Origin of the sequence: Mucilaginibacter sp., from assembly GCF_039921305.1 — a bacterium.
Classification (GTDB): Bacteria; Bacteroidota; Bacteroidia; order Sphingobacteriales; family Sphingobacteriaceae; genus Mucilaginibacter.
The window spans coordinates 16,203-36,329 of the sequence record NZ_JBDSCA010000042.1 but is presented as its reverse complement, the minus strand read 5'-3'; the positions used below and the strand labels follow the sequence as shown (position 1 = coordinate 36,329).

At 41.4% G+C, this 20,127-nt stretch carries 14 protein-coding genes and 1 tRNA gene; 7 read left to right on the top strand and 8 right to left on the bottom strand.

Annotation, left to right across the window (positions count from 1 at the left end; genetic code table 11):
- Both ABIN91_RS12325 and ABIN91_RS12320 read right to left on the bottom strand, forming a co-directional pair.
- Positions 1-1,821: TonB-dependent receptor plug domain-containing protein (locus ABIN91_RS12325; RefSeq protein WP_348051411.1), on the bottom strand; the 1,821-nt coding region annotated here is incomplete at its 3' end.
- The gene (locus ABIN91_RS12320) at positions 1,818-3,113 is read right to left on the bottom strand and encodes a TlpA disulfide reductase family protein (RefSeq protein WP_348051410.1); all 1,296 of its coding nucleotides are present in this window, start codon (positions 3,111-3,113) and stop codon (positions 1,818-1,820) included. The genes ABIN91_RS12325 and ABIN91_RS12320, both read right to left, overlap by 4 nt.
- Positions 3,114-3,764: 651 nt before the next feature.
- Here ABIN91_RS12320 and ABIN91_RS12315 point away from each other — a divergent pair.
- Positions 3,765-4,313, top strand: a complete 549-nt coding sequence (locus tag ABIN91_RS12315) for a helix-turn-helix transcriptional regulator (RefSeq protein ID WP_348051409.1) — start codon at positions 3,765-3,767, stop codon at positions 4,311-4,313.
- Between the two features lie 385 nt (positions 4,314-4,698).
- Here ABIN91_RS12315 and ABIN91_RS12310 read toward each other — a convergent pair whose 3' ends face one another.
- The 3 genes from ABIN91_RS12310 to ABIN91_RS12300 form a co-directional block, all read right to left on the bottom strand.
- Positions 4,699-5,568, bottom strand: a complete 870-nt coding sequence (locus tag ABIN91_RS12310; protein ID WP_348051408.1) for an Rpn family recombination-promoting nuclease/putative transposase — start codon at positions 5,566-5,568, stop codon at positions 4,699-4,701.
- Between the two features lie 202 nt (positions 5,569-5,770).
- Positions 5,771-7,024, bottom strand: coding sequence for a site-specific integrase (locus ABIN91_RS12305; protein WP_348051407.1), 1,254 nt, complete (start codon positions 7,022-7,024; stop codon positions 5,771-5,773).
- A gap of 247 nt (positions 7,025-7,271) precedes the next feature.
- Positions 7,272-7,343: transfer RNA gene (locus tag ABIN91_RS12300), tRNA-Glu, on the bottom strand.
- 314 nt (positions 7,344-7,657) lie between these two features.
- On the opposite strand from ABIN91_RS12300, the gene ABIN91_RS12295 reads away from it, so the two are divergent.
- From ABIN91_RS12295 to uxuA, 6 genes are all read left to right on the top strand, one after another.
- Positions 7,658-9,043 (top strand): mercuric reductase, encoded by a 1,386-nt coding sequence (locus ABIN91_RS12295; RefSeq protein ID WP_348051406.1) that lies wholly within the window; start codon positions 7,658-7,660, stop codon positions 9,041-9,043.
- Between the two features lie 12 nt (positions 9,044-9,055).
- Positions 9,056-10,009 carry an ABC transporter ATP-binding protein gene (locus ABIN91_RS12290; protein ID WP_348051405.1) on the top strand — a complete coding sequence of 318 codons (954 nt, stop codon included), beginning with the start codon at positions 9,056-9,058 and terminating at the stop codon, positions 10,007-10,009.
- Entirely contained in the window at positions 10,009-11,580 is a 1,572-nt protein-coding gene (locus ABIN91_RS12285; RefSeq protein WP_348051404.1) for an ABC transporter permease/substrate-binding protein, read from the top strand. The genes ABIN91_RS12290 and ABIN91_RS12285 overlap by 1 nt, the downstream gene beginning before the upstream one ends.
- A 1-nt stretch (position 11,581) precedes the next feature.
- Entirely contained in the window at positions 11,582-12,730 is a 1,149-nt protein-coding gene (egtB, locus tag ABIN91_RS12280) for an ergothioneine biosynthesis protein EgtB (RefSeq protein ID WP_348051403.1), read from the top strand.
- A gap of 24 nt (positions 12,731-12,754) precedes the next feature.
- Positions 12,755-13,756 carry an L-histidine N(alpha)-methyltransferase gene (locus ABIN91_RS12275; protein WP_348051402.1) on the top strand — a complete coding sequence of 334 codons (1,002 nt, stop codon included), beginning with the start codon at positions 12,755-12,757 and terminating at the stop codon, positions 13,754-13,756.
- A 180-nt stretch (positions 13,757-13,936) separates the two neighbouring features.
- Positions 13,937-15,085 (top strand): mannonate dehydratase, encoded by a 1,149-nt coding sequence (uxuA, locus tag ABIN91_RS12270; RefSeq protein ID WP_348051413.1) that lies wholly within the window; start codon positions 13,937-13,939, stop codon positions 15,083-15,085.
- A 382-nt stretch (positions 15,086-15,467) separates the two neighbouring features.
- On the opposite strand, the gene ABIN91_RS12265 is transcribed toward uxuA, so the two are convergent.
- From ABIN91_RS12265 to ABIN91_RS12255, 3 genes are read right to left on the bottom strand one after another with little or no spacing between them, the layout of a single operon-like run.
- The gene (locus ABIN91_RS12265; RefSeq protein ID WP_348051401.1) at positions 15,468-15,962 is read right to left on the bottom strand and encodes a hypothetical protein; all 495 of its coding nucleotides are present in this window, start codon (positions 15,960-15,962) and stop codon (positions 15,468-15,470) included.
- Between the two features lie 16 nt (positions 15,963-15,978).
- Positions 15,979-18,192: a DUF3857 domain-containing protein gene (locus ABIN91_RS12260; protein WP_348051400.1), complete on the bottom strand. Its 2,214-nt coding sequence runs from the start codon at positions 18,190-18,192 to the stop codon at positions 15,979-15,981.
- Between the two features lies 1 nt (position 18,193).
- Positions 18,194-20,053, bottom strand: coding sequence for a transglutaminase-like domain-containing protein (locus ABIN91_RS12255; protein WP_348051399.1), 1,860 nt, complete (start codon positions 20,051-20,053; stop codon positions 18,194-18,196).
- Positions 20,054-20,127: the final 74 nt, after the last annotated feature.

The following is a 20,127-nucleotide window of genomic DNA, read 5'->3' as shown; positions in this document are numbered from 1 at the left end:
ACCCGGAATAAGTGACCTGGTGCCTGTAACAATATTAGGATAGGTTGTTGTTGGATCGTAATTCGCGTACTTATTTAAATCAGCATTATACCCATATCGCCTGATCGTGCTTCCAAAAGATTTCCTGTCCCTTAGTTCCGCCCCAACTAATCCATAAATTTCATGCTTCGCCCAGTTATAGTTAATATTCAATTGAGTACGTAGATTATGGACATTCAACTCATTTTCTCCGACATCGAATACACCACCTGCCGGTATGATATATTTAACCTGTCCGCTGCCAATTTGGGAGTATTGGTTGACAAGACTTCTGGAAAAATAACTATCCTTATCATGCAGGAGCTTTGATGAGTTTTTCTGTTTTTCATATTGGTACTTTACGTCGATGTTCATCCATTTAAATACCGCATAATTTACTCCAGCGTTAAAAATGGTACTGTTGATACTTTGGGTATTAGAAATATGCTGATCGTCGGTCAGGGGATAATAATTCCAATCCAATAATTTCCCTGCCCCCAGTGTATCCAAATATGGCTTTCTATAAGATTTGGTTATGCCAACCGCATTACCCTGATCATCTGCCAGGCGGGAATAGGGTTCTAAAGAATTATCATAACCTGTTTTACCTGCAATCGTATTGCTTTGTGTATAGATCAAGCCCGTGCTCAATGTAAGAAACCGAAACGGTTTGTAGGTATTCTGAAAGTTGATATTCAGGCGGTTGTAAACGGCATCCAGCTCAGACCGGTTTTTATCGTACCCGCTCGAAAAATACCAGCTATTTGTTGCGGTACCACCGCTTAAATTTAAGGCATATTGCTGTTTTAACCCCGGCTTGTACATATACTGCTGATATTGCTGCCTGATATCATTTTTAGCCAGGTCGGCCAGTTGGTTGTTGGCTTGTGTATCAGTTATCTTTTTACCCAATTGCCGCAAAAGGATTTCGTAAACAGGCGAAAAAGACGGATGACTTGTATTTGACGTATCCGCAAGCCGGTATTTAAGTGAGAATTTATATTTTTCAAAGTCAATATAATCAGCACTCGACATACTTTTTAAATAATATAGATTAGATTCTTGATCTAAAGTAAGGTTGCTGGTAAAGTCAATCTTTATCGGTTGGTTCAATTTCCCCCTCTTGGTGGTAATGACAATAACCCCGTTACCAGCGCGCGCGCCCCAGATCGAAGCGGCCGCGGCGTCTTTTAAAATAGTGATGTTTTCTACATCATTCGGGTTGATGTTATTTAAATCTCCTTCGTAAGGGAAATTATCTACGATGATCAAAACCGAAGATGGGCCTGAAAATGTACTTAGCCCCCGTATGGATATGTTATTACTGGAACCGAGCGTTGTTCGGTTTACTTTTAAGCTGTTCGCGATTGCTTCCAAACGGCTGAGCACATCAGTGCTTACCTGTTGATTAAAGGTCTTGTTATCAATGGTAGAAGAAGATCCGGTCGCACGTTCTTTAGGAATGGTTTGATAACCCGTAGAAATGGATATTTCTCTTAATTCTGCAATCAAAGGTTGCAGGATCACAGTTATAACTCCTTTATTTGCTAAGTGTACTGGTACCTCCCGGCTCTCATACCCAATATGGGTGATAACCAAAATTGCTTGTTTTGTGGCAATACTCAATCTGAAATAACCGGCACTATCTGTTCTAGCTTTTTGGAATCCGTCGCGAGTGATAATATTGGCATTGGGAAGTGGCACATTGTTGTTGTTCATTATCCTTCCTTCAATTTTAAATTGCGCATTTGCATCCAAACAACAATAGAGGAACAGGGTAAAAAAAAGTAATAGTATTTTCATTGCTTTTGATGATAAGTATTAGAAACAGAACTATATTTATAAATCACGAAACGGTTGACCGGCTCATCTGCAGTTGCTAAAAGGAGGCCATACGCGGCCAGCTCCTTGTTTAAAGAAGAGACATCTGCCAAAGGGTTTTTAAGTATGATATCAACCTTTCCGGTATATCCTGTCTTATCCAGTACAAACGATCCTAAAAGGTTGTCTCCATTGAGATGGATAATGAAAAATCGTAGAGGGCAATTGATGAGAACCGAGCTATCTTTATCAAACCTATTTACGGGTTCTCCACCCTTAGATTTTAGACGATCATCATTTCCGGTACGGATTAAGGTATAGTATTTTGTTTTTCGGCTTTCTATTCGTCCATTATACCCGGAAGCCATATTTAAGGCAGATAACGCATTTTGAAAAAGGAAAGTAGCTTGATTAGCCGGTGCCACATATTGAAAAGTGTAACGCTTACCCTGATCGGAAAAATCGTCTTCTTTTGGCAACTCTAAAATGATTTTTTCATCTCCCATGTGGGGTATTAACTTCGCAGCCAATCTCTGATATATTATACTCAATGGTTGATTGCTATAAAATACATCGCGCTGTGGACTAACACCGTACGTAACGCCATTGCCAGTAAACAAGCCGCTTACCCTTCCTTTAATGAATATCGAGTAGCTGGTAAGCTCAACGTTGCTTGGCACCTTATCCCCAAGAAACAACGGTTTTTTTGTGTCGATATCCACCTTTTCCTGCCAATCCGGTAGACTGTCTCTTAAAATTTTCGTCACATTCATCGGAAGGATGGCACCTGCAGCAGCCTGAGAGATAAATATTTTATTCTTATTAATCCAGATATAATGAGGAATGGTTCTGTGGGGAAATGCCTGACTCAATACCTTTGCTTCGACTACCGAAGACAAGTTAAGCGGTTCAAGCATTTTGTTTGTTGTCAAACATTTTTTGGCATCTTCCGCGCGATCTGTCGTTACATTGATAATTATAAGTTCTTTTTCAAATTGTTTTTGTAAAGCTGCCATTCTGGGCATAGCGGCTATACAGCTACCACAATATTTGTCCCAAAAGTCCAGTATGATCAGTTTCCCTTTGTAATCATTCAGGGTGATCGTCTTCTTACCTTGGGGATGATTGACGACCAGTAGAGGCATGTTCCAAATCGCCTCGGGAATGATATCGCCGATTTTGAGAGCGTTAATATTTGTGGTTTTATCCTGGGCATTTGCCGTAAAATTTAGGCAAAGCGTGGCCAGTACAAGGGTGAGTATGATTTTTTGCATAGTGATTTGAAGGTTAAAAACCCGCGAACCAGTTATGTCAATCGTTTTGTATACCCGGCGCGCGGGTGATTAGATAATCAGAAAATTGAGCGGTAGGGCTCATTTAAAAAAGGGGAATTATTATATCGGGGCTTTCGGCTTTAGGGGAAAGAGCATTTGTTGCGGACTGATGCCGGATTGTATCGCTGAACTGCAATACAAAAGAGTCAATCCGTTCGTTTCCTTCACTGAAGAAAAACAAGAATCTTGATAGGATAAATAAGGATCGTTTTCTATGTCCATCGCTCGCATGTTGAATACGAGCCTCTCAGGAGTGTTTTTTGTTAAAATAGGTAGGACCTTACACACCAGCGCATCTTAGTTGACAGCCAAGAACTTGGATTTACAGCAAGGCCCATACCTATTTCAAGCACAAAGATATGTACTTAAAGTGATATGGGCATTAATCTTACTGCCTCGCTTCTTGGCTGTCAAACTTTTTGCGACGAGACTCTTTAATTAAATGCCTTTCTAAAGAAAGCAGTTATAGTATTTGATTTTCATTAACACCAATCTTATGCACTGTAAAACAATGCATAACAAATATATAAAAAATAATTAATATGTCAAATAGGACAGATTAAAATAAATTAATACAACCTTTTTTACTGGATGGATAAGACACAATATATCGATCCGGTGAATTTAGGAAAGCTTAGGGACAGAATTCAAGACTTGATTCTGTCTAGAAATATTCCTATAGAAGCAATAGCTGACCGTACTGGTTTCACCCACAAACAAGTATATAGGATCATATATGGTCAAGCCAACACCTCTATGAGTAACATATTTGCAATAGCAGGGGCTATGGAATTACATATTATGGAGCTTTTTATTATTGATTTCAAAATTCCAGTATATAATGTTGAGATTGATTTCTATCGAAAAAATAACTTTGAAAATAAAAATACAAAAGCAGAAACAAAGCCAATAACAGCAGCAAATGCCGTTCGTAGTTTGATTAATGACGGATATTTTAAGAAAACAGGTAAACCTTTAGAGGAAAAAACCATGAATAGAATTCTTCGCGATTGCCAAATTCGATTTCGTTCTGATTTTAAAAATAGTGAATTTTCAAGTGCATTACTGTATGCTGTTAAGACCAACGTTTTAAGGAGATATAAACAAAAGACACATGGCCCATTTGTTTATCACCTCTGATCTTAAATTGCTAAGATTGCTACCGTTTTTATAAGATTATTTTATGGCAAAGCAGAAAATCAAAAACAAAATATTCATCTGCTTATGCAACTGTTCTTAATTTTCTGCTTTTGTCCAACTCCCGCCGACAAAAAAGACAACTTGTCCTGCGGGGCCTGTGCAAGCTTGGCCGGGTCGATTCCTTCCTGCAAGCAACCCAGGGCATTGCTCCCGGCCAATCGCATTCCTTTTGTTGAAGCCGCAATACCCATCCCACTCCCAAAGCTCCAACAAAAAGAATGCGATCAATTTTACCCTGCTTCAAATTGAGCATTTGACTGGCGAAAAGAAAAAAAGCCACAGCAAAAATGCTCTAGCTCTATATTAATATTAGATGTGTATGCTATTATTTTTTCAGTTCAGCACGTACCTTGGCAACGTATTCTACAGACACAGCTGCAACATCAGCCGCCTGTTCATCAGATAAGCCAAGTTTAACGATCAGGTTTTCTACAACTCCGTGGCTTTTTTCTTCCATGCCTTGTTCTCTACCCTCTTTCTTAGCATAATCAAGCACGTTTTTATTGTCCCATTTGTGTTTCATGCTACTATCGTACATTGTTTTTTCCTCTTTCGTTAAGTTGCTGTATTCAGCTATATTAAACAATTTTTCAAATATTGGCTTGCGCAGGTATACCGGAATCTTATCCATACTGCTCATGTTTTTTAACACAAACAACCATTTGTCCAATTCGGTTTCCAGTTGGGCTTCCGTTTTAACAAATTTAAGCAATTCTATATAGGTATAGCCCAAGTCTTTGTAAAATATTTTTCCTGTCTGCCTGTTACAGAGGCTAATATCATGTAGATATTCATCCGTTGGACTGTCCTGCAAGGCAAAGTCTTCCAGCAAAGCGATCAGGTAAACACCACTGATGTTGTAACCCCATTCGCTCCGTCTTCCTTTCGGTGCTTGTTCTGTAATTAAGCGACTGGTGTAAAAAAGCGCGCGTTGTTTAAAGTTCTCCTGTTTACCACGCTGTACCTCAATAATAAAGCGTTCACCATCATCACCTGTACAGAGCAGATCAAAGATAGCCCCACCCTCATGGATATGATCGCCCGGATGCTCGTTTTTATTATAGATCAGGTCTGTGATGATTTTGCGCCCCCGAAAGACTTCATTCAGGAAATCAATCAATAGATCCCGGTTTGGGTCTGTACCGAAAATTCGCTTAAAGGAATAATCGGTTAATAAGTCAATGTATTTAGACATATCAAATGTTTTTTTAATAATTCAATAACCCCATGTTATAGCTATCGCCTATTTCATCCTGCCGCCGATATTCTCCGCTTTGTTCCCGTATTTAATATTTACGGAGCGTTTTGCAGGAGGTTAAATTGCAACGGCAAAGTTCCATCGGCACGTAGCTGATCAAATGCCGCCCTGCATTTGTTGGCAGGACGGCACAGACAGTTTAGCTTGCGAGGGCGGTTAATTGCTTTTTTTGTTCTGTTGCGGTCAACCTTTGCTGCAAATCCTGCATATCCCCGCTAACTTTAATATCCGTTACTTTGGCATAGAGCTGTGTCGTCTTCAATTCAAGGTGCCCCAATATTTTACTGACACTTTCAATCGGTAAGCCATTCGTCAAGGCTACCGTAGTGGCAAACGTGTGCCTCGCCATGTGGAAGGTCAGCTCTTTGGTTATTCCGCACAGGTCTGCGATCTCTTTCAAATAGCTATTCATTTTTTGATTGCTCAATACGGGGAACACGATACCACTGCTGATGCATTTCGGATGATCGCTATAACGGTTAACCAGGTCTACGGCCACGTTCATTAAGGGAATATGTGTTGTTGTCCCCGTTTTTTCACGGCTGTTGAAAATCCAAAGATTACCGTCAACGCCATTGCAAAGTTCGGTTTTCAGCAACTGCTTGATGTCGATATAAGCCAGTCCGGTGTAACAACTGAAAACGAACATATCGCGTACTTGTGCGAGCCTTGGGATCAGAAAATGTTTATTGATTACCCTTTCCAATTCGTCTTGCGTCAGAAACTCCCGTTCTTTAGCCTTAGCTTTGTTCTTATAAAAAACGAAAGGGTTATCTTTCAACCAGCGCAGGGCCAGGCACAGGTTTGTGATCTTGCGCAGGTGTTTCATGTATTTAGCAACCGAAACGCCGTCACATCCCATTTCTGAACGCAGGTAAAAATCATACCCGAGAATAAACCCGTGGTCTATACTGCAGATGTCAATATCCGTTTTCTTTAATTTTTTCTGTAAAAAAGCGGTCAGGTGCCCCACCGAGGTTTTGTAACCTTTTAGCGTGTTCTTTTTAAATCCGTTACCGATCAAGGCTTCCATTTTTTGGTTGTGGTCGGCAAAAATTTCCATCAGGTAATGCGGCTTTGCGGTGATCCCGAGATATTTGTTTTTGATAGTTTCGGCAGTAATGACTACCGCCTCTTTGACAAGATCAGTATGCGCTTTTTCGATACCTCTGTCAAGTGTATCGAGATAACTGTTCAGTGTACGCACATCTTCTTTGTTCCCGCTGGCACGGTTAGCCTTTGGACACCACCGCGAGGGGAGGCATTCCCGTCCGGCTGAAAGTTCTTTGGGCAGCCCTTCTACGGTGATCCGCATGTAGATGGGTTTTGGCTGTCCGTTAACGTAATTTTTGGGCTTCTTCAAATAGAAGAGCAAGGAATAATTTGCATTCATGGTTTCTCATTTTAAAGTGAACAAAATTAGCCTTGCAGTTTGTGGCAATCAAGATGTTTAACTATTGAACATGTTGTATGTCAATAATTTAACCACTTTCCAGTGAGTAGGTGTTTTCGAAAAGTTGACTCACTGAATTACTCACTTTCGATATGCGAAAAATTGAATAATTTGGTGTACCTGTAAAAGTAAAAAGCCTGCAAATGTATGATTTGCAGGCTTTTATACGTTTTGATGCTTTAATGTGTAGCCCGTAGGGGAATCGAACCCCTGTTTCTAGAATGAAAATCTAACGTCCTAACCCCTAGACGAACGGGCCTTTCGGCTATTTTTTACTTCCAGTAGTTTTAAATAGTAACCAGAGCACCCTTATTTTGGGATTGCAAAGATATAAGTTTAAAAGTAATTTTAAAAAATATCTTCACTTTTTTATTGATATAAAATTTCAAGCTGTTTATTAGTATAATAAAACAAAAAAACGCTGTTTTTCTTTTACAATTACTGTAAGATATTTGTGTCTTTACCGACTACTTACACAGCACTTATTACGTATATTCATATCATCAAACCATACCTTATGAAAGATCAGGCTATTACAGCATTATCGTCGATAGACAGGGTGCAATTCACTGCATGAAAAAGTACGATGCCATAGTTATTGGAGCTGGCCAGGCAGGTACTCCTTTATCTAAACGACTGGCTATTGCCGGTATGAAAACCGCCATTATTGAAAAACGATTGGTTGGTGGAACCTGTATAAATGATGGCTGTACACCTACCAAAGCTATGGTAGCTTCGGCAAAGCTGGCTTATAACGCTGCTAAATGCGATGATATGGGCGTTCATATCAAAAGTTTTGAAGTTGATTTGCCGCTGATCAAAAAACGAAAGGATGCGATTGTGAAAATCTTTCATGATGGCTCGCAAAAAGGAATTGAAACTACTAAAGGCCTCGATCTGATATTTGGTGAAGCCGTATTTACCGGCGAGAAAACCATCGGCGTAAAATTAAATGATGGTGGTACCGAAGAGTATGAGGCTGATCTGATCTTCATTAATGCCGGAGCTAAAACTGTTATCCCTGATATCCCCGGACTCAATAACATTGACTATCTCACGTCAACCTCTATCCTCGAACTGGAAATTATTCCCGAACACTTGCTCATCATCGGCGCAAGTTATATTGGGATGGAGTTTGGTCAGATGTTCCTAAGGTTTGGTAGTAAGATAACCATGCTCGAAGCTTCGCCCCGACCTTTACCTAAAGAGGATCTGGACGTTGCTGAAGAAGTAGTGAAGATATTGGAAGATGAAGGCATCACTTTCCACGCAGATGCTAAAGCCACTAAATTTACCCGACAAGCCAATGGGCAAATTGAAGCCGAACTATCCCTTGCCGGGAAAACCAAGCATATAACCTGCTCGCACGTGTTGGTATCAACCGGCCGAAAACCGCAAACAGAAGCCTTGCAATTGCAAAAAGCCGGTGTTGAATTAGATGAACGGGGTTATATTAAGGTTAACGACAAACTGGAAACTAACATTAAAGGCATTTACGCTTTAGGAGACATTAAGCCCGGGCCAGCATTTACACACGTTGCTTATAACGACTATACTATAGTTCACCGCAATATTGTAGAAAAAGCAAACCTGAGTATTAAGGATAGATTAATACCCTACTGCATGTTTACCGACCCGCCATTGGGCCGCGTAGGGATCACCGAAGCCGAGGCGAAAAAACAAAAGTTGAACTACCTGGTAGCCAAACTACCTATGAAACACGTAGCCCGTGCTATTGAGGTTGGCGAAACCCGCGGCTTTATGAAAGCTGTTGTTGATGCCGATACCAAAAAAGTATTAGGCGTAGCTATTTTAGGCGAAGAGGGCGGCGAAATTGTATCGGTAATGCAGATGGCGATGATGGGGGGTATTACTTATGATCAGATCCGGTTTATGATGTTTGCGCATCCCACCTACTCCGAATCGCTCAATAATTTATTCATGAAATTAGAACCATAGTCGAAACAAATCATGATCGCTGTTAAAAACTTAAGCAAACATTTCGGGCAGGTTAAAGCGGTTGATGATATTTCGTTCGATATCGCCGACGGTGAAACATTGATCCTTTTAGGCACCAGCGGTTGTGGTAAAACTACTACACTAAAAATGATCAACCGCCTGATAGAACCAACCAAAGGCGATATCTCGGTTAACGGTAAAAGCATTCATGAGCAATCGCCCGAAGCTTTGCGCCGCGGTATTGGTTATGTATTACAAAACAACGGCCTCTTCCCGCATTATACCGTTGCCGAAAACATGGCTATTGTTCCACAGCTTTTAAAATGGGATAAGCAAAAGATTGAACAACGTACGGATGAGCTTATCCAAAAACTTCATCTCGTCGAAGAACAACTAAGCGTTTACCCCGATCAGTTAAGTGGGGGGCAACAGCAACGTGTAGGCCTCGCAAGAGCTTTAATGGCCGATCCTCCGGTATTACTGATGGATGAACCTTTTGGTGCATTGGACCCAGTTACCCGCTTTAAAATACGCCGTGAGTTTAAGCAGTTAGATGAGTTGAAACGCAAAACCATCATCATGGTAACCCACGATGTACAGGAAGCCTTTGAAATGGGCGACCGCATTTGCCTGATGGATAAAGGCCGCATCATCCAAACCGGAACACCTGCCGAACTGCTGTTCAAACCGGCTAACAACTTTGTAATAGAATTTTTAAAAGAACAACGCCTGCAACTGGAGTTTAAGGCTGTTACGCTAATGGATTTATGGGATACATTGCCAGAGAACCTATCACAAGCCGAAAGTATTGACTCCAGCCAAACCGTTTGGGAGGCTTTGGAATTACTAACCGCCAATTCTAAACAGCCGTTATCAGCCACCAATCCGGCAAACGGCCAATCTAAAACGATAACCTTCGAGAGTTTAATGACAGCCTTTTACCAATATCAAAGCACCGAAACATAATGGCCGAAGGACAACAAAGCTTACTGAATTTTATGCACCAGGAATCTGATAAGATACTTGGCCAAACCTTAACGCATATCGGCTTAACCTTTACATCGCTATTTGTCGCTATTTTAATAGGTCTGCCTTTAGGTATCTTCATCGCCCGCCGCAAACAATTTAGCGGCGCGGTTTTAGGGTTTGCCGGGGTAATGCAAACCATACCAAGCATCGCACTTTTAGGTTTTTTGATACCCATTTTAGGCATCGGCGCAAAGCCAGCCATATTTGCTTTATTTCTATACGCCTTGCTACCCATCATCCGCAATACCTACACCGGCATTACCCAGGTTGATGCTACCATTAAAGAGGCCGCTAAAGGTATGGGCATGAGTTATTGGCAAACACTATTCAAGGTGGAATTGCCTTTGGCTATGCCAGTAATATTGGCCGGTATCCGTACCGCCACAGTGATTAATGTGGGTGTGGCTACATTGGCCTCGTTAATTGCCGCGGGTGGCTTAGGCGAGTTCATCTTCGGTGGCATTTCGCTTAACAATACCAACATGATTCTGGCCGGAGCTATCCCATCGGCATTACTGGCTATCATTTTTGATTTCCTGCTTTCGCGAATACAAAACATCAATTTCAAAAAAATGCGGTCTGCAACTGTAGCCGCGCCTGCTATCATTTTGTTCCTGGCTTGTTTTTATTTGATACCATCTGCCTACGGCGGTAAACTTACCGCTGGTTTTACACCCGAGTTTATGGGCCGTATTGATGGCGACTTGGGCCTGAAGCAAAAGTACGGCCTCAAAATACATACTGTAGTGATCAGCGATGCCGTAATGTATAAAGCAGCTTACGAGAACCATCTGGATGTAATCAGCGGATACTCAACCGATGGTCGCCTTAAAGCCTTTGACCTAGTGGTTTTGAATGATGATAAAGGCATCTTTCCACCTTACTACTGCGCCCCAATCGTATCCGCTGCAGCGCTCAAAAACTTCCCAAAACTGGAAGAAACTTTGAATCTCTTGTCGGGACACATCACCGATTCTATCATGACGGAGTTGAATTACAGAGTTGATTATTTACACGAAAGTCCCGAAAAGGTAGCCAAAGATTTCCTCGTATCTAAAAATCTATACCAGGAGCCTAAAAATGGAAAAGAGGGCACAATCCGTATAGGCTCTAAAATATTTGGAGAACAATACATTTTAGCCAGCATGTACAGCATGCTCATAAAAGGTAACACCAATTACGATGTATCCACCAAAACCGGCTTAGGTGGTACCAAAATATGTTTTGACGCACTCACCAATAATCAAATAGACTTTTATCCCGAATACACCGGTACCGGCTTACTGGTTATGCTTGATGCAAAAGCTAAAACCATCGACTCGCTAAACGGTGATAAACAAAAAGTTTACAATTACGTGAGCACTCAATTTAAAACTAAATACGACATTCATTGGTTAAAGCCGATAGGATTCAACAACGCATATGCCCTGATGATGCGCCGCAAACAAGCCGAAGCTTTGAATATTAAAACAATTAGCAACCTTAAATCCTTTTTGGATAAGAAGTAACATGAGCTTGATAGACCGTTATAACAAAGTGCGCCAGTTGAGTATCCAGATTTGTAGTCCGCTGCAAATTGAAGATTACGTTGTGCAACCTGTTGTAGATGTTAGTCCGCCCAAATGGCATATAGGCCATACCACCTGGTTCTTTGAAACCTTTATTTTAAAGCCCAATATGATGGGCTACCAGGAATTTGATCCCGACTATAACTACGTATTCAATAGCTATTACGAAACCGTGGGCAACCGTGTTATCCGTACGGACAGGGGGAATTTGAGCCGCCCAACTGTTGCCGATATTTACCGCTACCGGGAATATGTAGATAAGGCTATGGAAAGCTTCCTTTGCGTTGATCCATCGCCCGAAATCAAAGAACTATTCATCCTCGGCCTAAATCACGAGGAACAGCATCAGGAATTGTTGTATTACGATATCAAATATATTCTCGGCCATAACCCGCTATTTCCGGCTTACGACAAGCATTACAGAGCTCCGGCATTCGAACAACAATCTACCGAATGGATCAGTATTCCGGAAGGTGTTTACGAAGTTGGCTTCGAGGGCGAAGGCTTTTGCTTTGATAATGAACTAAATAGCCACAAAGTTTACCTGAATAATTACCACATCTCATCAACCATGGTAACCAATGGCGAATACCTCGAATTCATCAACGCCAATGGCTATCACGATTTCCGCTTCTGGCATGCCGAGGGTTGGGATTGGGTAAAAACTAACCATATAGAAACACCATTATACTGGCATAATATTGACGGGCAGTGGCACAATTATACCCTTGCGGGATTAAACCCTGTTGATTGGGACGAGCCTGTTTGCCACATCAGCTATTACGAAGCTTACGCCTATGCAGCATGGAAAGGCCTGCGCCTGCCTACCGAATTTGAGTGGGAGGTAGCCGCAACCCAGTTTAACTGGGGCAAAAGCTGGGAGTGGACAGAAAGTGCCTATTTACCATACCCCGGCTTCAGCAAAGCCGAGGGCGCCATTGGCGAATACAATGGCAAATTTATGGTAAGCCAAAAGGTGCTTCGCGGCGCGTCCGATGCTACATCGCCAGGGCACGGTCGAATTACCTATCGCAACTTTTTTCATCCAAATTTACGCTGGCTATTTTGCGGAATCCGTTTGGCACGATAATATACAACATCATACTAAAGAAACATGAATACCAATACATTAAACACAGCGCTAAACGGTTCAAATCATAACCATAAGGCCGTTAATCCCTTCTATGAGGATGTGCTTAAAGGGCTAACATCAGCACCCAAACGTTTGGATTCCAAGTATTTTTATGATGCCATTGGCGATCAGCTTTTTCAGGATCTGATGAATTGTGAGGAATATTATCCAACCAATTGCGAACTCGACATCTTCAAAAACCAAACCGCGGCCTTAGCCAAATCCATCATCGGCAACGGCGATGATTTCGATCTCATAGAATTAGGCGCGGGTGATGCCATGAAATCATCATACCTGCTTAAGTATCTGTTAGACGAGGGCGTAAACTTTACCTACCTGCCTATCGATATCTCAAGCCACGTTATCGAAGAACTGGATACAAACCTAACCAAAACCTTGCCGGGGTTAAATTTTCAAGGCTTAAATGGCGAGTACTTCCAGATGCTGCAAAAAGCGGCAACACTATCCAATAAACGCAAAGTGGTGCTATTTTTAGGCTCAAACATTGGCAATATGCCGGTTGCAGATGCCGAAGCCTTTTGTGGGGAATTAAAGAACAACCTTTCAACAGGCGATATGGTTTTGATAGGTTTCGACTTGAAGAAGAACCCCAAAACTGTACTGGCCGCTTATAATGATAAAGAAGGCATCACCAAAAAATTCAACCTCAACCTGCTCACACGCATCAATACAGAATTAGGCGCCGATTTCAACGTCAACCAATTTGATCATTATCCAACTTATGATCCTGAAACCGGTTCATGCAAAAGTTACCTTATTAGTCTAATAGATCAAAAAGTACATATTGCCGACTATAACGAATCTATCCACTTCAAAAAAGACGAATACATTTACATGGAGATATCCCAAAAGTTTAGCATTGAGCAAACTAAGGATATGGCGGCAAAAACAGGCTTCGAGATCGTAAACTACCTCATGGATTCAAAACAATGGTTTGCTGATGCCATTTGGCGTGTGCAATAATCCTTGCATTTTAAGCCAACATTATTGTAAAACATTGTTTGCAGATTGCCTAATTTAGCACTCAAAATCAAACCGGAATTGATGATCGGTGAAATCCAAAATCAATCGGTGCAATCTAACAATACGATGAGCATTCAACTATCCGACAAATCACAAGCTGCCTTCGGCATGACACAAACCATGCGCTGGTATGGCCCTAACGATCCCGTTTCACTATCCGACATCCGCCAGGCTGGTTGCACAGGCATAGTAAGCGCCCTGCACCACATCCCTAACGGACAAGTTTGGACAGTTGAAGAGATCAAAAAACGCCAGGCCATAGTAGAAGCCGCCGGAATGATCTGGAACGTAGTTGAAAGCGTACCTGTTCACGAAGCCATTAAAACCCAAACCGAAGGGTTTGAACAATACATCGAAAACTACAAGCAATCGTTAACTAACCTGGCGCATTGCGGTATAAACATCGTAACCTACAACTTTATGCCCGTGCTGGATTGGACACGTACCGATCTGGCTTATACCGTTGAAGATGGCTCAAAAGCCCTGCGCTTTGAAAAAGCCGCCTTCATCGCCTTCGAGGTATTCATGCTCAAACGCGCGGGTGCTAAAGAGGCATACACCACCGAAGAATTGCAACGCGCTCAAACCCGTTTCGATGGCATGAGCGATGAAGATAAGCTACTCTTGCAACGCAACATCATAGCCGGTTTACCGGGTAGCGAAGAGAGCTTCACCCTCGAGAAATTTCAACAGGCCTTAGATGCCTACAAAGGTATTGATGCCGGTAAACTACGCAGTAACCTCATCTACTTCCTGCAACAGATCATTCCTATTGCCGATGAACATGGCGTGAAGATGGTGATCCACCCCGACGATCCTCCATACCCGATATTAGGCTTACCACGCGTAGTAAGTGCCAAAGCCGATATAGATGCGTTGGTTGCCGCCGTACCATCCTTAAACAACGGACTATGCTTTTGCACAGGCTCATTCGGTGTTCGTCCGGATAACGACCTGCCAGCTATGGTCCGCCACTTTGGTGATCGCATCAATTTCGTTCACCTGCGTGCTACAAAACGCAACGAGCACGGCGACTTTTACGAAGATAACCACCTCGAAGGCGATGTGCCTATGTATGATGTAGTAAAAGAACTTGTCCACGTAATGCAAGCCCGTCACCTCAGTATCCCGATGCGCCCAGATCACGGCCATCAAATGCTGGATGACCTCAAAAAGAAAACCAACCCCGGTTATTCCGCCATCGGAAGGCTACGTGGTTTGGCCGAACTGAGAGGCTTAGAGTTCGGGATAATAAAGGCGTTAGAATAATACCCAAATCAAATAAGTAGGGCAGGGCGTCATCCTGAGCGCCAGTCGAAGGACGGAGCGCAAAGGCACTACTCCCGCCATGCCCAAACTTTGCCATTTCAGCAATTTTCCAATAACCAGAATAACAAATTATGGGTATTTATGGGTGAATTTTCGCCCCTTTTTCAATTGCCGATTATCAAACTCATAATTTACTAAAGCAGAATAATCTGAACAGCCCGAATAACTACAATTACAAATTATGGGTATATATGGGTGGTTTGAACAGATTTGACAACTTTTAAAAAGTTGTCAATCTTAACCCGGAGACATGGATGTTTCCAGCTATGCTTAACATAGCTCTCTCATACAAAAATACGAAATATTGTTCAAAAAAACACCCTTAACTTACCCCACCATCCTGCTTTAATTTGTGTATTCTGTAAACTATTTCTTCAAGCGTATTCTCACCCCTTCGCTCACCCGAATAAAAATCATTAACTTTTTTGTTGCCATCATAAATACTCATCGTCAAAACTTCCCAGCGTTTCCCCTCCCATTTTAACGTCGCCCTAATACTGCTTAGGGGGATCACAAAACCTGTAGGTCTGTCCTTCTCAACAATTTCAAAATCAACCAACCCACTTTTGTAACTTATAGCCGTTATCTTCCTCAGTGCTCTTTTATATGAGCTGTAAATAATTACCGATAAAAAAGCGGCACCTATTATAATAGCCAAAACAACAATCCCCTCATCTCGATCCATTACCAGAATTGAAAAAGCTGCAAGAAGAATAAAAACCAATAAATTACGCCACAAAATACTCCAGAATCTTCGCGAAAACCGATCCGCTTTACACTGATAAATAATACCTGATCCAGTACCGTAATTCATCATCAATGCCCATTAACCATTATATCTTCTCAAACAAAACCTTCTGACTACTAAAATTCCCTATACCATCCATTATTTCTAAAAGCTTTGGCCATTGTGCCAATTTCTCAAAATTATGGGCATAAGTACGGCTAACCTGAATGTTTAAACTACCACCGGTTACTTTGGCAACAATGCTTAACGTACCAGTTTCATTTTTCAATTGCTGATTAAGCTCATCAACCCCCTTTACCTGGTAGCCTTTAGGCACCGCTATATTGATATCGTACGATATTGTTCTGGCGCAAGGCATGTAAACATCAATCTTCCTGTCGCGCTGTTTATCATCAATTTTGTTGTACAAACCTATTAGCTTACCGGCTTCAAAAATATAGTTATTGCCGGCCCGCTTCACAAAATTATCCATCTCAAAAGTACCCGTAAAACCAAACTCCGGTGATACGCTGCTGATCCCCACATTGGTAACCGCGTATTTGGTCAAATTCTGCGGATCCTGCCCAAACTCACCCGATATTTCATTCTTAAAATTATCCGTCAACTCTTCCCTTGCTTTGGCTGTGGCGCTTGCAATCTCCATACCCAGCTTGGTCAGTTTAACCTTCTTTTCCTTCTTATTGTCTGCTGTAACCACATCCTTTAACACAGGTGCAAAATCAGGAGTTAACATTAGGTCAGCCTGGTCGCCCCTCATAGCTCCGCTTTCGGTAATGGTGCGTTCAATGCTTATCTTTTGCATGTTGCCGGGTAACAAACTTACATTCATTTTGCTGGCTAAGTAATTCTCTTTAGCCGGTACAACCGGAATGGTGGCTCTGCTTTCTTCAAACTTATCAAAGTTGCGTTTTTTAGGTGTAAGCACTATCGCGTCCTCACCCTGGTATTGCTCCGGTATTTCGTTAAACTGGGTAAACACATCATCAAAACACATGTATGTCTTTTTATCCCCGTTTATCCTGATCATGGCCTCCATATCACCTTCCTGAAAAACATTCTCTAACGAACTGGTCGTCCTCGGCGATACTAACAGCACATCAAAATCAATCTCCATGTCAAAAAGAGTATGCGCAATTTCCATTACGGCATAGCGGCCCTGCACACGGGCCTTATTCCTTTTGGTGCCTACGTATACTCCGGCCATATTATCAAAAGCGGTGATGTACATGCTGTACTTCCATTTATCGTAAAGTATACGCATTAATGTATCTTGTGGAGCGGCCTTAAAATCTTTGCCCGAGTCAAAATATTTCTTGATGTCCGATTTATAATCGGTAAACATATACCGCTTGCTCAACTCAAAAAACTGCTTATAATTTTTGATCGCCTCATCCAATCGCGACATTTCCTTTTTCTTGCCCCCAAAAAAGGTTCCTCTGCTCTTCTCTAAACTGGCATTAAATTCAATATAAGGGTATTGTCTTAACGATGAGGTCCAAAGCTTATCATCATATTTAGGTAAATTACTTAATTTCAGGCTATAAGTTTTATCGCCATTAGCCGCGGTAGTTTCTTTAAACTCGGGCGCTTTATTGGCATTAATATAGTTCACCGTAACCTTGCTGTTATATTGCAGGTTTAGCTGGTAACTCAAAATAGGGTATTCGCTTCCCAACACAAACAGGTATTTACTGTTACCACCTTTATCGGCATAATCTTCAACCAATTCAACCTTACAGGTATAATAGTCCATAATATCGCCCACTTCCAAACCCGGTATAGCCAGCTTACCACGTTTATCCTTATCCTCATTTTTGGTTAAAACCTCTTCGCTGGTATTTACTATAACCTCTTTGCCATCTGGTTTTATCAGTTTAACACCTATATAAGTATCCTTGCGGTTATAGGTTTTATTGATAAGACCCTGCGTTCTGTCCAAACTTTTTTGGTATGATAGGGATGAATAATCATCCAAAGCAGCTTTATCGTTAATTTTAACCCGCTCGCGATATGTGGTAACTCTGTTGGTACGAGTAGCGCTCGTGCTGGCTGCAAATGCAAACTTATAACGACTATTCGATGCCTGCTCAACGTTGGTATATTCGGCAATAATAACGGCGCTCTCTTTTTCCATACCCGCCGGTAAGGTTTTAACCTCAAACTCAGGCGCTTTATCTCCCCATACCTTAGCCTGTATTTCAGCAGCTTTTTGGGCATAGGTGGCATCACCTTTCTGGGCAAACAAAGTAGGGCCGAAGCATAAATTTAAAGCGATACAAAGTGTAAAAATTTTATTCATATTATTGAGCGGTTAGTACCAATTGTTGATTATAAGTTTCGGTTAATTTGGCGATATCGTTGTTCCACTGCACAAACTTCGCTTTAGCTAAGTGCGGATTTTTGAATACGATGGTCTTTTTATACAGCACCTTATTGCCCTGGTTACTATACTGAATGTTAAACTCATAATTATCGTTTTGCACGGATAAGCCGTTAGGTAACGATGATACTTTATAGCCCACGGGTATGGCCAATTCTGTTTCGCGCGATATGTTCATCTTATAATAAAACCAGTAGTCGTTTGCGCGTTCGGCTGTATCAATATTACTACCGGTAAACTCCTTCCTAAAATCCATATCCACATAATAATCCTTCCCAAAATGCGACACGCCATTTTTAAAGTTAACACCATAGTTGGCTTTCAAATCGTTATCTATATCAGTAACATCACTGGTTACCAAATTATTGATCACGTAATCATTATTATGGTTTGATAAGTATTTATTAAAAGCCTCGCTTGCCTTATCAATTTTGGTATCGTTTAAATTGCCCAAAATGTTCTCTTTTTCTTCACCTTTCCATAAATGCTCGGCGGTGCCTTGCAAATCGTTACCATTAATGGCCAGTAAGCGTTTCTCACGATCCAGGTTTTGTGTTACCGTTGTAGCCGGCACCCGTGTCAAAATATACTTGTCGCCATCTTCTATCAGCACCTGCCTGTTCTGTATGCGTTCGGCATACTCGTTAAAGCCAATATAAGTTTCTGTAGCATCCAAAAAATACGTTTTACCCTGGTATAACAGGGCGCATATCATATGGTTATCTACGGCCAGCGATGGGGTGCTGTAATCATAAGCGATGTGGTTGGTACCTATCCAGCACAAGCGGGCATCAAAGCCCAACGAACATAAAAGCTGCTTGGTTAAATGCGCCATACCTTTGCAATCGCCATAGTTTTTACGCAAAACTTCATCAGCCTTTTCGGGAGCAAAACCTGCCATACCATTCTCAAAAGCCAGGTAATGAATATTCTTCTGCATCCAATAAAACACAGCCTTAATTTTAGCCATGTCTGTGGTAGTATTCTTGGTGATATCAAGCGCCTTGGCTTTCAGTACCTCTTTTTTATTGACAATATCTTTGGTGATCTGGTGGTACCAGCCATATTGGTCTTTCAATTCATTAAAGTAAGTAACCTCGGTACCATTAAAGTTTGATGATTTGGTCAGAATAAACAAATGCGGAACCCGGTATGTTGGTCCCGGGCTATTCGCCTCACTTTCAATAGCCGGTAATTTGTTAATGCTGTAAGTAATTATATCAGCGTCCTTACCGCTATCGTATTTGCTGGTTTTGGTAATATCATAACCCACGAAGTTCATCTCTTTAAGCTCAACCTTAATCCAGCGCGGTATCCTCAAAACAACCTCTTTATGCGTTATTTTGTAATCGTCCGAAAAAAATATGCTGGTAAAATACTTCGGGTCTTTAACCGTTTCTTCAAAAGTTACTGTACTGGTAGCGCCCTTTTTCTCAAGTGGCAACCTAAAATAACAGATCCTTTCGTCCGAAAAGAAAATATCCTTGTCCTTATAATAACTATACTCGGGCTTGATGTTTTTAACGCTGATATCCACATTATCAATCGATACCTGGTCGTTATAGGTTTCTGATATAGGTATCTCAACCCTAAAATCGTTGCAATAATAGCTGGTGCTTAATTTCTGTTTCACCTCAACCATTTGAGTTTTCTTATTATAAACAAACTCATAATAATCGTTGGCAGATAATATACTTATATTTTTTTCTTTAGGCGTAGCGGATGATTTAAACCCGCAAATAATCAGGAGAGTAGCAATTGCGGTCAGTACTTTATGCATCAGTTTAGGGGACAAGTTAATGTCCTAATATAAAGGCATTTTTCGAAAAGTAAAAAATAATATTTCGTCCTAAA

Coding starts and splice junctions, on each gene's coding strand:
- ABIN91_RS12320 (WP_348051410.1), bottom strand. CDS start 3,113: ATGCAAAAAATCATACTCACCCTTGTACTGGCCACGCTTTGCCTAAAT.
- ABIN91_RS12315 (WP_348051409.1), top strand. CDS start 3,765: ATGGATAAGACACAATATATCGATCCGGTGAATTTAGGAAAGCTTAGG.
- ABIN91_RS12310 (WP_348051408.1), bottom strand. CDS start 5,568: ATGTCTAAATACATTGACTTATTAACCGATTATTCCTTTAAGCGAATT.
- ABIN91_RS12305 (WP_348051407.1), bottom strand. CDS start 7,024: ATGAATGCAAATTATTCCTTGCTCTTCTATTTGAAGAAGCCCAAAAAT.
- ABIN91_RS12295 (WP_348051406.1), top strand. CDS start 7,658: ATGAAAAAGTACGATGCCATAGTTATTGGAGCTGGCCAGGCAGGTACT.
- ABIN91_RS12290 (WP_348051405.1), top strand. CDS start 9,056: ATGATCGCTGTTAAAAACTTAAGCAAACATTTCGGGCAGGTTAAAGCG.
- ABIN91_RS12285 (WP_348051404.1), top strand. CDS start 10,009: ATGGCCGAAGGACAACAAAGCTTACTGAATTTTATGCACCAGGAATCT.
- egtB (WP_348051403.1), top strand. CDS start 11,582: ATGAGCTTGATAGACCGTTATAACAAAGTGCGCCAGTTGAGTATCCAG.
- ABIN91_RS12275 (WP_348051402.1), top strand. CDS start 12,755: ATGAATACCAATACATTAAACACAGCGCTAAACGGTTCAAATCATAAC.
- uxuA (WP_348051413.1), top strand. CDS start 13,937: ATGCGCTGGTATGGCCCTAACGATCCCGTTTCACTATCCGACATCCGC.
- ABIN91_RS12265 (WP_348051401.1), bottom strand. CDS start 15,962: ATGATGAATTACGGTACTGGATCAGGTATTATTTATCAGTGTAAAGCG.
- ABIN91_RS12260 (WP_348051400.1), bottom strand. CDS start 18,192: ATGAATAAAATTTTTACACTTTGTATCGCTTTAAATTTATGCTTCGGC.
- ABIN91_RS12255 (WP_348051399.1), bottom strand. CDS start 20,053: ATGCATAAAGTACTGACCGCAATTGCTACTCTCCTGATTATTTGCGGG.